At 65.2% G+C, this 12533-nt stretch carries 16 protein-coding genes; 10 read left to right on the top strand and 6 right to left on the bottom strand.

All coding sequences use genetic code 11. The features are described 5' to 3' along the window. The first annotated feature begins 431 nt into the window (after nucleotides 1-431). The 3 genes from AWB65_RS06215 to AWB65_RS06205 all read left to right on the top strand — a co-directional run bounded on the left by AWB65_RS06215 (nucleotide 432) and on the right by AWB65_RS06205 (nucleotide 2536). Entirely contained in the window at nucleotides 432-785 is a 354-nt protein-coding gene (locus AWB65_RS06215) for a YciI family protein (protein ID WP_087666292.1), read from the top strand. 72 nt (nucleotides 786-857) lie between these two features. After that, nucleotides 858-1256 carry a VOC family protein gene (locus tag AWB65_RS06210; protein WP_087666291.1) on the top strand — a complete coding sequence of 133 codons (399 nt, stop codon included), beginning with the start codon at nucleotides 858-860 and terminating at the stop codon, nucleotides 1254-1256. Next, nucleotides 1253-2536, top strand: a complete 1284-nt coding sequence (locus AWB65_RS06205) for an RNA polymerase sigma factor (protein ID WP_087666290.1) — start codon at nucleotides 1253-1255, stop codon at nucleotides 2534-2536. The genes AWB65_RS06210 and AWB65_RS06205 overlap by 4 nt, the downstream gene beginning before the upstream one ends. Before the next feature lie 172 nt (nucleotides 2537-2708). On the opposite strand, the gene AWB65_RS06200 is transcribed toward AWB65_RS06205, so the two are convergent. From AWB65_RS06200 to AWB65_RS06190, 3 genes are all read right to left on the bottom strand, one after another. Beyond that, nucleotides 2709-3095, bottom strand: a complete 387-nt coding sequence (locus AWB65_RS06200) for a DUF488 domain-containing protein (RefSeq protein ID WP_087666289.1) — start codon at nucleotides 3093-3095, stop codon at nucleotides 2709-2711. A 58-nt stretch (nucleotides 3096-3153) separates the two neighbouring features. Continuing rightward, nucleotides 3154-3489 carry a superinfection immunity protein gene (locus AWB65_RS06195; RefSeq protein WP_087666288.1) on the bottom strand — a complete coding sequence of 112 codons (336 nt, stop codon included), beginning with the start codon at nucleotides 3487-3489 and terminating at the stop codon, nucleotides 3154-3156. A 108-nt stretch (nucleotides 3490-3597) separates the two neighbouring features. Further along, nucleotides 3598-4557: an AraC family transcriptional regulator gene (locus tag AWB65_RS06190; RefSeq protein WP_087666287.1), complete on the bottom strand. Its 960-nt coding sequence runs from the start codon at nucleotides 4555-4557 to the stop codon at nucleotides 3598-3600. A 129-nt stretch (nucleotides 4558-4686) separates the two neighbouring features. Between AWB65_RS06190 and AWB65_RS06185 the strand changes: the two genes are divergently transcribed. Beyond that, entirely contained in the window at nucleotides 4687-4926 is a 240-nt protein-coding gene (locus tag AWB65_RS06185) for a hypothetical protein (RefSeq protein WP_087666286.1), read from the top strand. A gap of 10 nt (nucleotides 4927-4936) precedes the next feature. Here AWB65_RS06185 and AWB65_RS06180 read toward each other — a convergent pair whose 3' ends face one another. After that, a complete protein-coding gene (locus AWB65_RS06180; RefSeq protein ID WP_087666330.1) occupies nucleotides 4937-5908 on the bottom strand; it encodes an alpha/beta fold hydrolase in 972 nt (323 codons plus the stop codon). A gap of 96 nt (nucleotides 5909-6004) precedes the next feature. Between AWB65_RS06180 and AWB65_RS06175 the strand changes: the two genes are divergently transcribed. From AWB65_RS06175 to AWB65_RS06155, 6 genes are all read left to right on the top strand, one after another. Next, nucleotides 6005-6328, top strand: coding sequence for a hypothetical protein (locus AWB65_RS06175; protein WP_087666285.1), 324 nt, complete (start codon nucleotides 6005-6007; stop codon nucleotides 6326-6328). A 48-nt stretch (nucleotides 6329-6376) separates the two neighbouring features. Continuing rightward, nucleotides 6377-6574 (top strand): hypothetical protein, encoded by a 198-nt coding sequence (locus AWB65_RS35435; protein WP_125474074.1) that lies wholly within the window; start codon nucleotides 6377-6379, stop codon nucleotides 6572-6574. A 134-nt stretch (nucleotides 6575-6708) separates the two neighbouring features. Beyond that, nucleotides 6709-7611, top strand: a complete 903-nt coding sequence (locus AWB65_RS06170) for a YihY/virulence factor BrkB family protein (RefSeq protein WP_087666329.1) — start codon at nucleotides 6709-6711, stop codon at nucleotides 7609-7611. Between the two features lie 89 nt (nucleotides 7612-7700). Beyond that, nucleotides 7701-8552, top strand: a complete 852-nt coding sequence (locus AWB65_RS06165; RefSeq protein ID WP_087666284.1) for a DMT family transporter — start codon at nucleotides 7701-7703, stop codon at nucleotides 8550-8552. Between the two features lie 334 nt (nucleotides 8553-8886). Then, complete coding sequence (locus AWB65_RS06160) at nucleotides 8887-9519, top strand: hypothetical protein (protein WP_125474073.1); 633 nt, start codon at nucleotides 8887-8889, stop codon at nucleotides 9517-9519. After that, nucleotides 9479-10582, top strand: coding sequence for a GGDEF domain-containing protein (locus AWB65_RS06155; protein ID WP_200821667.1), 1104 nt, complete (start codon nucleotides 9479-9481; stop codon nucleotides 10580-10582). The genes AWB65_RS06160 and AWB65_RS06155 overlap by 41 nt, the downstream gene beginning before the upstream one ends. A gap of 37 nt (nucleotides 10583-10619) precedes the next feature. Here AWB65_RS06155 and AWB65_RS06150 read toward each other — a convergent pair whose 3' ends face one another. Then, a complete protein-coding gene (locus tag AWB65_RS06150; protein ID WP_087666281.1) occupies nucleotides 10620-11537 on the bottom strand; it encodes a recombination-associated protein RdgC in 918 nt (305 codons plus the stop codon). 63 nt (nucleotides 11538-11600) lie between these two features. Beyond that, nucleotides 11601-12500: a DMT family transporter gene (locus AWB65_RS06145; protein ID WP_087666280.1), complete on the bottom strand. Its 900-nt coding sequence runs from the start codon at nucleotides 12498-12500 to the stop codon at nucleotides 11601-11603. Nucleotides 12501-12533 lie beyond the last annotated feature (33 nt).

Here is a 12533-nt window from a genome sequence, read left to right as displayed (position 1 = left end):
CGTCGAATTTCACAGCAGGCGGGGACCCGATTCGGAGGGACAGGTCGTCAGCCGGCGGCATGGACCGTTCGCAGCGGCGATCAGGCTTGGGAGACAAGCCAGGAAACCGGTAAAGGCAAACGATTGCGGTGCCGCCCGGTAGGACGGCTCGTGATAGAACTTACTTGTGTCGGCCTCGATGCTTGGGGTAAACGAGCAATTTCGACCGTTTTTGTCTGTGCAGACGATTCTGTTCCGGTAAAAAATAACGGAAAAGCGTTGTGGCCGAATGGTACTAAGGAAGCAGGTAACAGTACGTTAAAGGCCGTAACAGGCAGTAACAACAATCGGAAGAATTATTCGTCTTAAGAAAACGTAGAGCCCCGGCATGATTGCTTGACGACCATCTCCGCGCTACCTTGAGGCTCGGTTATAAATTTTTTGGAGGCGCCGTGAGTTATCTGCTTTTGATCGTGGAACCACGCGAACAACGTGGTCTTCGTAGTGAGGAAGAAGGGCGGCGCGTCTACGCGGAAATGCTCGAATTCGCGGGGCAATTGCAAGCGCGCGGCGTGCTCCAGGCGTGCGAATCGCTGGCGTCGGACAAGGAAGGCGTGCGCGTGCAGAAGCGCGGAGGCGAGTCCCGTCTCACCGACGGCCCGTTCGCCGAGGCAAAGGAGATGATCGGCGGATTCTTCCTGCTGGATGTGCAGACGCGGGAGGAAGCGGTCGCGATCGCCGAAGCGTGTCCGGCGGCGCAATGGTGCACTGTCGAGGTACGCAAGGTCGGGCCTTGCTATACGTGATTTTTGTCCGATTCATGTCGATTCGGTGAAACGCCGCTCGTCGTTCAAATAACACCCATCCGAGACCAAAAAATGCATAAGCAAATCTTCGTGAATCTGCCGGTCAGTGATCTCAGGAAGTCGATGACGTTCTTCAAGGCGCTCGGCCTGTCGTTCAATCCGGCGTTCACCAACGATCAGGCGGCGTGCCTCGTCATCGGCGAGAACATTTACGCGATGCTGCTCGTCGAGGACTTTTTCAGGACGTTCACGTCGAAAGAAATCGTCGATGCGAAGCGCAGTATCGAAGTACTCGTGTGCCTGTCGTGCGAGAGCCGCGCTGAAGTCGACGATCTCGTCGCGAAGGCGATCGCGGCGGGCGGCATCGCGCCGCGCGAGCCGCAGGATCATGGCTTCATGTACGCCCACGCCTTCGAGGACGTTGACGGCCATACCTGGGAACTCGTGCACATGGCTCCGGAAGCGGCGTGAGCAGCGACGCGGCAAACCAGGCGACGCACCGCGCGATCGAAGCGGTGTGGCGTATCGAGTCAGCGAAGGTGATCGCGGGCGTCGCGTGGATCGTGCGTGACGTCGCGCTCGCCGAGGAGTTCGCGCAGGACGCGCTCGTCGCGGCACTCGAGCGCTGGAGCGAGGCAGGCGTGCCCGACAACCCGGGAGCGTGGCTCATGACGACAGCGAAGAACCGCGCGTTCGACCGCCTGCGACAGGAGGCGCTCCACGCCCGCAAGCACGAAGAGCTCGGGCGCGAACTCGACGCGCTGGAGAAGCACGTCGTGCCCGATTTCGTCGATTCGCTGGATGCCGCGCGCGAGGACGACATCGGCGATGATTTGCTGCGGCTCGTATTCACGGCGTGCCATCCGGTGCTGTCGATCGATGCGCGCGTCGCGCTGACGCTGCGGCTGATCGGCGGACTCACCACCGATGAAATCGCACGCGCGTTTCTGGTAGCTGAGCCGACGATCGCGCAACGTATCGTGCGGGCGAAGCGCACGCTGTCGGCGGCGCGCGTGCCGTTCGAGGTGCCGAAGGCCGATGCGCGCGCAGCGCGGCTGTCATCGGTGCTCGAAGTGATCTACCTGATTTTCAACGAAGGCTATTCGGCTACCGCCGGCGACGATCTGCTGCGTCCGGCGTTGTGCGAGGACGCGCTGCGGCTCGGGCGGATTCTCGCCGAGCTCGCGCCCGAAGAAAGCGAAGTGCACGGGCTCGTCGCGCTGATGGAGATTCAGGCGTCGAGGATGCGGGCGCGCGTCGACGGGCAAGGGCGGCCGATCCTGCTGCCCGATCAGGACCGCAGTCGCTGGGATCCGCTGCTGATCCGGCGCGGGCTGGCAGCGCTGCGGCGCTCGGAAGCGCTCGGTGGCGCGCGCGGCGCGTACGCGTTGCAGGGGGCGCTCGCGGCGTGTCACGCGCGCGCGCCGAGCGCCGAGGCCACCGACTGGCCGATGATCGTCGCGCTCTATGACGCGTTGGCGCAGGTGGCGCCGTCGCCGGTCGTCGAGCTGAATCGGGCGGTCGCGGTCGGGATGGCGTTTGGGCCGCAGGCGGCGCTCGATATCGTCGATGCGCTCGGGGCCGAGGCGAAGCTCACGAGCTATCACTGGCTGCCGAGCGTGCGCGCAGATCTGCTCGCGAAGCTCGGGCGGCGTGAGGAGGCACGCGAGGAGTTCGAGCGCGCGGCCGGGATGACGCGGAATTCCAGGGAGCGGGATTTCTTGCTTGGGCGTGCGCGGGAGATGGGGTGACGCGGTCGTTCGGATGGGTGCCTTTGATAGCTACATCCACTTTGATAATTTAACATAAGATAAATTATCAATTTTTTATTTGGTGGTTAACTACAATGATCGCTCTCAGGTCGTTGTAGCGCATCCCGTTTAATGTCGCGCCACCACCTCGACTGTTCGTCGGTCAAACCCATCAAACGATCACCGCCCCGCGATCGCTCAACAACCGCCGCAAGATCCCGCGATGACAACGGCGTTCATCCTCGCAATAGCAGCCGACCGAAAAGTTCGACGCCGCCGAAAGCGCGGCTAGCAGGTCCAGCACCTTGCTCGCATCGCCCGCGTTCATCTCCGCGCGGTATTTGCGCTCGAACGCGGACCATTCGGCATCGTCGGCGGCGTTGCGTCCCTGCGGCATCAACTCGGCGCTCGGCGCGAGAATCGGCAGCCATACGTCGTAATAATTGCGCGTGCCGAATTCGGCCTTCGGCACGCCGCGCGGCGGCCGCCGCACGGTGCCGACGCGCAGTCCTTCGTCGGCTGCGCGCTCCGTTCCAAGCTGGACAATGCGAATGCTCATGCGTTGTGGTCCCCGCCACAGCCTCGGAACAGCGCTTCGCGCACAGGACAGAGGTCGACTACTCCGAACCGCCGCGGACGCCCCCGTGTACAAATTCGATCCCCGCGCGACGCGCCCCACGCGCCTGCGCGCGGGAAACGATCGCATCAACCGTATGGCGCGCGGCCGCCTGACGATTTTTCTTCGCGACACGCCCGAGCCGTCGCGCGCTATCGGGATGGAACGCCCAGTAAAGCGCGGCAAACCACCCGACGACCGTCCACCCGAACAGCAAGTTGAACAGCGCCAGCAGCAACACCGACCGGCGTTTTGTGCGGTCGGCGAGGATCGCGGGCAGCAGATACATTGCGATCGCCGCGATGGCTACCAGCATTTCCAGCAAAACTTTCAGCATGTTCGCTCCCTGCGCCGTACAAGCGGCGCGTCATAGGGAAAATCCTAGGCACGGCGAGCGCGTCGATCAATGTCGTTTGCAACAAAAGATTATTTGCGCGCGCGGGGCTCATCCCACAGCGCACTCCTCCCCTCCCACCTCCCGGCCGCCCGATGCCCGCCACCGCGCCGGCGTCACGCCCGTCTGCCGCTTGAAAACCCGCTGAAAAGCCGCGTCCGACTGATACCCCACCGATTCGCCGATTTCCGCCACCGGCGCGCTCGTCTCCACAAGCGCGCGGCCCGCCATCGTCATGCGGACTTCGGTCAGCACGTCGGTGGCCGAGCGGCCGATCGCGTCCTGGAATTGCCGCACGAAGGTCGCCCTCGACATGTTGCAGAGCGCGGCGAACTGATCGAGCGTCCACGGCTCGCCGGGCCGCTCGAACATCGCCGAGAGCGCCGCCTGCAGACGAGGACGCGCGGCGAGCGCGAGCAATCCGTGCGGCGGCTGCGATCCCTCGCTCGCGAAGCGCAGCGTCAGCGCAAACAGCGCCGCCGACAGATGGCCGACCAGGGATTCGCTGCCCGGCCCTTCGTCGGTGGCTTCTTCGCGCATCAGGCCGATCAGCCGGGCGAGCCGCGAGCCACTCGCGGGTTCCGACGAATCCGCCGCCGCGCTCCTCACGACGAGCCGCCCCGGCAAATGGTCGCGCAGCAATCGGTCCGGCATGGCGCCGAGGAGAAACCGGCCGCAGAGGAGATCAGCAGCGTCGCCCGATGCGCCGTTGCCTGCGATCTCGAACGCGGGGCCGGGGCGCTTGACGACCGGAACGGGTGGCTTGCCGCTGCCATCGTGCAGACGATGGGCGCCGCCGCCCGGAAACATCACGATATCGCCGGCGATCAGTGGTTGCGGCGCGCCGTCGGCGTCTTCGAGCACCGCCTCGCCCGACAGGAGGATGTGATAGTGAATCTCGCGCACGCCCGCGACGCCGTGCGTGATCTCCCACGGAGCGCCGAAGTGACAGCGCACGTCGAGTCGTCCGCTGACGGTCATAAGCGACAGAAGCCGGCTCAAAAGGTCCATTTGAATCGCGCGGAGAGGGGACGGAACATACGCTAGCAAACCTTGCCGGGAATGTCAGTCGCCGTCGATGTGCGGCGCGGCACGACTGATGCTGAAGCAAGCTTACGAACCCACAACATGGAGACAGTCATGAAACATATCCCGATCCTTCTCGGCGCCCTCGTCCTCGCCGCGAGCACCAGCGTCTTCGCCCAGAACGACGCGAAAACCCCGCCGTCGCCGCAGCCGGGCGCCCAAGCGGGCAAGGCCGATGCGGGTGCAAACAGCGCGGGCGGCGGCACGCTGATGCAGCAGCGCGAAAAAGGCATGTCGCCGGAAGGGGCGTCGGATGCGGCTGCCGGGAAAGCGACCGGCAAAATGAAACAGTAAGCGGAGCGGCTCACGGCCCGATGAACGCGTCGATCATCCGGCCGAGCTGTCGCGGATACTGGAACATCAGCGCATGCCCGGCGTCATCGACGATGCGCAGCCTCGAACCCGCGATCAGCCGGTTCAGCGCGACTGCGTTGGCGTCGGCGAGGACTTCGTCGTCGGCGCCCGCAATGATCAGCGTCGGCAGCCGCACACGCCTGAGCGCCGTGGCGGCTTCGTCGTCAGCAAACCAGCGCTCCATCGCGCGATGCTGCTGCGCGGTGACGTCGTCGGGGATTCGTGTCTCCTCGTAGCCGGGCGGCGCGAACATGTCGCCGACGAAGCAGCGCACCGCGTCGCTCGTCGCGTTCGACGGGAACAGCACGCCCATGACGTTCGCAAAGGCGTCCGGTCCGCCGCCGCCCGACAGCACCTTGTCGGTTTCGGCCGCGAGCGGCACCGCGTGCGCGCCAGGCGGCGCGGTCGAGAGCAGCACGAGGCGGTCGAAACGGCGATCGGGCATCGTGACGAGTTGCTGCGCGATCATCCCGCCCATCGACCAGCCGACGATCGTCAAACGCCGAAGGTCGAGTGCGGCGATGAGATCGGCGGCATCGTCGGCCATGTCGGGGATGCCGTAATTGACGCCGTAGCGCCCCGCGACGCCCGCCGAGCGCCCCACACCGCGATTGTCAAAAACAATCACTTCGTGATGGCGCGCAAGTTCGCCAAGGAAGTACGCGTTCCACTCGGCGATGCTCGCGCGGTAGCCCGTGATCAACACGACCGGCGTGCCGCGCCCGAAGCGGTAATAGGCGATCGGCCCGTTTCTCCCTTCGACGACGTTTTCCTTCAGCGCCGCCGCGTTGCGGTCGGGCCGCGCCGATTGCTTCCCGCATACCATGCTCTGCCTGAGCGAAACCTGCTCGGCGTTGGCGGCGGGCGCCCCGCACGAGAGCACGATCGACGCGCACACGCAGAAGAGCACCGACGTTTTCATCGCAGACTCCGGGTGATTGTTCTTCAGGACTTCGCAGGCCGCCGCGCGAGAAAGCATCTCATAATAAGCAGTGACCCACATCCAAGGAACCCGACGATGAAACCGACCGCCCTCCTGATCGCCGCCGTCACCGTTCTCCTGAGCGCGTGCACGCAGACCGGTCCGGTCGAGTTATCGCTGGGCGGCGGCGCGCCACCATCGAGTCTCGCCAGCGACAACGCCGATTTCACTGACATGGACCGCACGATGGACGGCTGCAAGCAAGCCGCGAAGAGCGCCGGCGCGGGGCGCTGCACGCAGGTCCGCGCTTACGAGGCGTGCATGAAGACGAAGGGTTACATCACGGTGCTCGGCCCGGAGAATCCGCCCGGCTGCGGCCAGCCCGCGTGGGAGGAAGACGTGCGCAAGTGGCTGCAATGAGCGGCCCGGTCGACTCAAGTCTGCCCGCGCCCTGCCGATAATCCTGACATGAAAAAGAAACGTGTCACCTCTCGGGATATGCACGACGCCTTCGCCGCCGCTGGCGAGACGCTCGCACTGATTTGCCGCCTGCGCGGCATCGATGCCGTCGACCTCGCGCCGAGCGAAGTCGACGCATTCTGGAACATGGCGCTCGACGTCGCAGCGCAGAAGGATCTGGTCCCCGACGAAGCTCGCCGGAACTGACCGCTACGCGCACCCGCTGGTGCAGAAATTGCTGCAAGAGGCCAATATTGTCCGAATGCCGCGCGAATCCCGCGCGGCGCCGATGACGGCCGCCCTGCCGGCCTTCGGCCCGGCGGAGGTCTCATGTGAAAGTCGTGTGGAAGATTCTGGGTCCGAACGTTCAGAACATCGCGAGCCATCCCGGCGCTTTCGTGCTGCAGACGCTGAAGGCGTTCCGCGCCAATCAAGGCATGCTGCTCGCGGGCGCGGTCGCCTATTACGCGCTGCTCTCGATCGTCCCGCTCCTTATCCTGATCGTAATCGCGCTCTCGAACGTCGTCGGGCAACAGACGCTGCTCGATAACCTCGCGCGTCTCCTCGAATGGCTCGTGCCAGGGCAGGCGCGTGCGGTCGTTCGCGAATTGTCTAATTTCCTCGCGCATCGTGCGGTCATCGGCTGGCTTTTGCTGGTTACGATGATTTTCTTCAGTTCGCTCGCGTTTACCGTGCTGGAAAACGCGATGTCGGTGATCTTCGTGCATCGCGTCGCGATCCGGCGTCGGCATTTCCTGCTCTCCGCGCTGCTCCCTTACTGCTACATCCTGTGTCTCGGCATCGGCATGCTGATCGTGACGATCGTCTCGAACGGCCTGCAGGCGATGGGCGACAGCAGCATCGACCTTTTCGGCGAATATGTGTCGCTGAAAGGATTTTCACGCGCGCTGCTCTACCTGCTCGGCCTCGCGGGCGAGATTTTCGTCCTGACGTCGATCTATCTCGTGATGCCGGTCGGGCGGCCGTCGCTGCGGCATGCACTCATCGGCGGCGTCACGGCGGCGCTCTTGTGGGAAATCACGCGGCACGTGCTTGTCTGGTACTTCGCGACGCTCTCGCAGGTGAGCGTCGTCTACGGGTCGCTCACGACGTCGATCGTCGTGCTGTTCAGTCTCGAAGCGCTCGCGACGCTGCTGCTCTTTGGCGCGCAAGTCATCTCGGAATTCGAGCGCTTCGGCACGGCGGTCGATGAAGCCGAGCCGGAGCCGTTTCATACGGGTTGACCGGCCAGGAAATCCACCGGCGTTCGCGTCGCCGACCTACATTGGAAACGTCCCCTTCCATCTCGCCGCCCTCCCCGGCCGCGACGCTCATGCCGCGCACGCGAACCGCCCTGCTGACCACCATCGCGATGTTCGCTTTCGCGGGCAATTCGCTGCTCTGCCGGCTGGCGCTCAAGGGCACGGCCATCGATCCGTCGACGTTTACGCTCGTGCGGATCGTGTCGGCGGCCCTCGTGTTGTGGCTGATCCGCCGCACGCGCGGCGTTGGCGGCGGACTCGGCGGCAACTGGGCGTCGGCGCTTGCGCTGTTCGTGTACGCGGCAGGATTTTCCCTGGCTTACGTGCGCCTCGCGGCTGGAACCGGCGCGCTGCTGCTTTTCGGCGCCGTCCAGGCGACGATGATCGGCTACGGCGTCGTCCACGGCGAGCGAATGCGCGTGCGGCAGTGGATGGGGCTGCTGATCGCGCTGGCAGGGCTCGTGTGGCTCGTGCTGCCGAGGGCGGTCTCCGCGCTGTCGACGCCGGTCGGTGCATCGATGCTGATGCTCGGCGCGGGCGCCGCATGGGGCGTCTACTCGCTGCGAGGACGCAGTGCCGTCGATCCCGTCGCGACGACCGCCGGCAACTTCCTGCGCGCCGTGCCGTTCGCGGTTGCGCTGAGCGTTGCGACGATCGGCAGTGTTTCGCTCGATGGTGCCGGGCTGGCGTATGCGATCGTGTCAGGCGCGGTGACGTCGGGCGCGGGTTATATCGTGTGGTACGCGGCGTTAAAACAACTGAAGGCGTCGAGTGCGGCGTCGGTGCAGTTGAGCGTGCCGGTGATCACGGCGGCTGGCGGAATCGTGCTGCTAGGGGAACCGTTGACGGTGCGGCTCTTGGTCGGTTCGGCGGCCATTCTTGGGGGCGTCGCGCTCGTGATCGCGGGACGGAAGGCGCATTGACAAGCGGCGCGCTTCGTTCAGCGTTGCTTGGTCGGGAACGAAGTTTGCGCTTAATTTGTGCTGAAAGCGTCTAATCCACCACGTTGCGCGGACGATTTGACGAGCCGTGACGTCCGTCCATCAAGGGATACCCGCTGTGCACTTCGCCCAACTGCGCGCCCGGTTGACGGAATATGCATTACAGGCGCCACTTTCTCGTTAAAATCAGTTGAATAAGCTCACATCGGATTCTGTCAGACGAGTCCGGAATGGTTCCGCTTTGCCGTGAAAGCGTGTCTGTGCCCAGACGCCCTCGGCGCATCGACGTCTGACGAACCGTTTCGGAGACGCTGCCATGACACGACACGACATGCCGCCGACCTCCGGCAGAGGTCTGCTGGACGCCGCCGACATCGATTATTCAGACAATGCCCTGCCCGTGCCGCCGCCGCCGCGTTTCGGGCGCCTTGCGCTGTGGATCGTGTCGGCGAGTGCGCTTGCGGTGGGCGTCGCGGGGACGGTTGCGTATCGCGTCTGGTTCGATCACGAGCAGACCGCTTACGTCGAAGCGCTTTCGAGCGCGCGCACGACGCTCGGCATGTCGCAGGCGACGCTGGCGCAGGCTTCGTACGGAACCGTCGACGCACCGCGCGGCGACACGCCGGCCGCTGCCGAAGCCGCCACCCCGGCCGCCCCGATCACGCTCGCCAGCGCAGACACGCCTCCCACGACCGCTCCACTCGTCTTGCCCGCCGCGCCGGGCCGCGCGGGCACACCGGCCGCCGCCGCGAACCGCGCGCAGCAAACGGCGCAGTCGAAGGCGAGCCGCGCCCAGACAACTCAAAACACCGCGCAAAACCATCGCCACCCGACGCCACGCGCCAAGCCGAACGAGAGCCTGTTCGCCCGCATGGGTTCATTTTTCCACCGCGTGAGCTATCGACAGAATGTCAACGGAAGCCAGCGAGACGAATATTCCCGTCCCTGAAGGCCGGCCGGCACTGCGTTTCATGCCACGGCTGCCGGGACCGGCACCGATGGCGGGCGCCGCCCTTCTTTGCCTGTTGATCGGCCTGCTGTTCGTGGCCGTTCAGGTCCGGTCGATTTTCTCGGCGCAATTGCAGCAGGAATACATCGGTCTCGTGCTGGAAGCCGTTGATCGCGCGGAAAGCGCCCGCGATGCCGCGACCACCCTCTCGGCCCCGCCTGCCACGGATGCCTACCGCCGCGCCCGCATCGACCTCTCCGCGCGCCTCGCCACCCTCGATGCCCTCGTGAACGCCAGCCCGCAGCCGGCGCCGCCGCTTCCCAAAGACTCGTTGTTACCCACCGCCAGCCTCACCACCGCGAGCGCGTCGCTCGATTCGACCGCATCCTACTGGCGCGCGCAGCGTGAAAGCGTGAGCGGCGCCATGCGCGAGCGCATTTCGCGCGTCGCGGATACGTTGATCCTGCTTTCAGCGATCATGTTCGGCGTGCTCGTCACCGCGCTCGGCATGTACGCGAAGCGCAACCGGCAACTCGCCGGCATTTCGCACGAATTCGAGCACGCCGCGCTCCACGACGCGATGACGGGCCTGCCGAACCGGCGGCGCCTGTTCGCGGCGCTGGAAGCGACAGCGGCGGCATCGCCGGAAACGGGGCACAAGATCGCCGTGCTCTACATCGACCTCGACGGCTTCAAGCGCGTGAACGATACGCTCGGGCACCGCATCGGCGACGAGTTTCTGATCGCGGTGTCGCGGAGGTTCAGGCAGTCGGTGAGGAACGGGGATGTGGTCGCGCGGATCGGCGGCGACGAGTTCGCCGTACTCGTCGCGCGCTTCGAGACGGACTCGGAACTCGCCGCGATCGCGCAGCGGCTGATCAACTGCGTCGCGCAGACCGACGAACAGATGGGGCTCGGGCTCGTGCGCGCGAGCATCGGGATCGCGAGTTTCCCGGATCGCGTCGACGACTACTGGCGGCTCGTTGCAGCGGCCGATGAAACGATGTACGAGGTCAAGCGCAACGGAAAGGATGGGTTTGCGTTCGCGCAACGCGGCGGGTGAAAGGCGCGGGGCGATCGCACCGATCCCAAAGGGCGTCTTACGCCGCCTGCTCCACGACGCTCTCCGCTTCCCCGCCCAATGCATCGGCGAGATCGACAAAAAGCCGCCCCAATTCCGCCGTCATCAGCACGAAATCCGATTCAAAGCGTTCCTCGTCGTTCTGCGCGGTCGGATCGGCCGCTTCCTTCAGCACGTCGAGCGGACTCACGCGCTTGATCGTCAGCGACGGCGTCAGCACGAACGACACGCGGTCGTTCCACGTCATCGCAAGCCGCATGCACTGCTTGCCGCCTTCGATATGGCGCCGCATGTCGTCGGCGTCGAGCGCGTGGCCGACGTAGCGCACCGTCGCGTTGCCCTCGCCCGTCGAGCGCAGTTCCGTGTCCTGATCGAGCGAGAAGCCGCTCGGCGCATCGCCCGACAGCAGCCATTCCGTCATCGCCGAGACCGGCGAGCGCGTCACGCGCACGCTCGCGAGCGGCAGCCGGTCGATCGATTTCACGAGGAGGCTGCGCACCTCATCGGCGACGGTCGGCGATGCAACGTCGATCACGAGCCAGCCGTTCACCGGATCGATCCACACGCGCGTATCGCGGCGAATGCTGAACGCGCGCGGCAACAGTTCGTCGGTGACCTGCTCCTTCAACTCGCGCAACTGCTTGCGGCCGGGTTTGAAGCCCTGCTGCTCTTCGAGTTCGGCGGCGCGCGCCTTCGTCACCTGATTGACCACCGACGCTGGCAGCAGCTTCTTCTCCGCGCGATAAACAAGCAGCATCTGCCGGTTGGTCGAATAGACGAGTGCGCCGTCATCGCGCGGCGAGGCCCAGCCGTGCGCCTGCATCTCGACAGTGTTCCCCGGCGCGAACGCATGCGGCGCGAGCCATGTTTCGATCTGCGCGGGAGTGACGGCCCAGTGAGCCGGAAGACGATGAAGCTGAAGGTTCTTGAACCACATGGAAGCGCCCCGCGTTTTAAGCAAAGCGCGCCATTCTAACCGAGCATTGCGGGCATCGCGCGTTCAGTTCGCCGCCGCGCGCCGCGCCGGCACGATGCGCCAGCCGAGGTTGACACCGGCCGCCGCGAGCAAAATCAACGCCGCGCCCGCGACCTGCAACCACGCGAGCCGCTGCCCGAACGCGATCCAGTCGACGACGATCGCCACCACCGGATAGATGAACGACAGTGCGCCGGTCATTGCGGTCGGCAGCTTCTGGATCGCGCCGTAGAGCAGAACGTACATGAGCCCCGTGTTCACGACGCCGAGCACGACGAGTTCGATCCACCCGGACGCCACCACCGGCAACTGGTCGAAGCGCACGAAGGGACTGAGCATGATGACGCCGAGCGAAACGTGCAAGAGCGCGATCAGATGCGGCGGCGTGCCCTTAAGGCGCTTCGTCACGATCGACGAGATCGCGTACAGGAATGCCGCGCCGAGCGCGTAGCCGATGCCTTCGAGATACTGCCCGGGCATCGCCAGCACGGCGGGCTCGACGCGCACCACCATCACGAGCCCGGCAAACGCGATGCCGAGCCACGCGATCGTCGATATCGAGACGCGCTCGCGCAGCACGAGCACGCCGAGCGCGACGAGCATGAACGGCTGCGTGTTGTAGACGGTCGTCGCCATCGAGATCGACGCGCGCGAATAGGCCGCGAACAGCAGCAGCCAGTTGCCGACGATCGCGACGCTGCCGAGCGCGACCAAGAGCAGCATGCGCCACGAGAAGAACCGGCGCCGCAGCATGCCGAGCACGGCGCAGGCGGCAAAGAGCGTCGCGCCACCGAACACGCAGCGGAAGAACACGACGTTGAACGGCGTCTGCCCCGAAGAGACGACGAGCCAGCCGATCGTGCCCGACATCAGCATTGCGAGGCTCATTTCAATCGCGCCACGGCGCGTTTCATCGGTGTGCATGATTGGCGTTGATGTCGAGGTTTTGATGAGAAC

This window comes from Caballeronia humi, from assembly GCF_001544475.1.
Lineage (GTDB): Bacteria > Pseudomonadota > Gammaproteobacteria > Burkholderiales > Burkholderiaceae > Caballeronia > Caballeronia humi.
Note: the sequence above shows the minus strand (reverse complement) of the source record. Positions and strands in the feature narration are given on the sequence as shown.

What these genes read in the sequence shown, in the direction of transcription:
- AWB65_RS06200 (WP_087666289.1), bottom strand. Translation starts at nt 3,095, where the DNA reads ATGAGCATTCGCATTGTCCAGCTTGGAACGGAGCGCGCAGCCGACGAA.
- AWB65_RS35435 (WP_125474074.1), top strand. Translation starts at nt 6,377, where the DNA reads ATGAAAAAGAAACGTGTCACCTCTCGGGATATGCACGACGCCTTCGCC.
- AWB65_RS06190 (WP_087666287.1), bottom strand. Translation starts at nt 4,557, where the DNA reads ATGGACCTTTTGAGCCGGCTTCTGTCGCTTATGACCGTCAGCGGACGA.
- AWB65_RS06175 (WP_087666285.1), top strand. Translation starts at nt 6,005, where the DNA reads ATGAAACCGACCGCCCTCCTGATCGCCGCCGTCACCGTTCTCCTGAGC.
- AWB65_RS06150 (WP_087666281.1), bottom strand. Translation starts at nt 11,537, where the DNA reads ATGTGGTTCAAGAACCTTCAGCTTCATCGTCTTCCGGCTCACTGGGCC.
- AWB65_RS06165 (WP_087666284.1), top strand. Translation starts at nt 7,701, where the DNA reads ATGCCGCGCACGCGAACCGCCCTGCTGACCACCATCGCGATGTTCGCT.
- AWB65_RS06180 (WP_087666330.1), bottom strand. Translation starts at nt 5,908, where the DNA reads ATGAAAACGTCGGTGCTCTTCTGCGTGTGCGCGTCGATCGTGCTCTCG.
- AWB65_RS06155 (WP_200821667.1), top strand. Translation starts at nt 9,479, where the DNA reads ATGTCAACGGAAGCCAGCGAGACGAATATTCCCGTCCCTGAAGGCCGG.
- AWB65_RS06160 (WP_125474073.1), top strand. Translation starts at nt 8,887, where the DNA reads ATGACACGACACGACATGCCGCCGACCTCCGGCAGAGGTCTGCTGGAC.
- AWB65_RS06185 (WP_087666286.1), top strand. Translation starts at nt 4,687, where the DNA reads ATGAAACATATCCCGATCCTTCTCGGCGCCCTCGTCCTCGCCGCGAGC.
- AWB65_RS06210 (WP_087666291.1), top strand. Translation starts at nt 858, where the DNA reads ATGCATAAGCAAATCTTCGTGAATCTGCCGGTCAGTGATCTCAGGAAG.
- AWB65_RS06145 (WP_087666280.1), bottom strand. Translation starts at nt 12,500, where the DNA reads ATGCACACCGATGAAACGCGCCGTGGCGCGATTGAAATGAGCCTCGCA.
- AWB65_RS06195 (WP_087666288.1), bottom strand. Translation starts at nt 3,489, where the DNA reads ATGCTGAAAGTTTTGCTGGAAATGCTGGTAGCCATCGCGGCGATCGCA.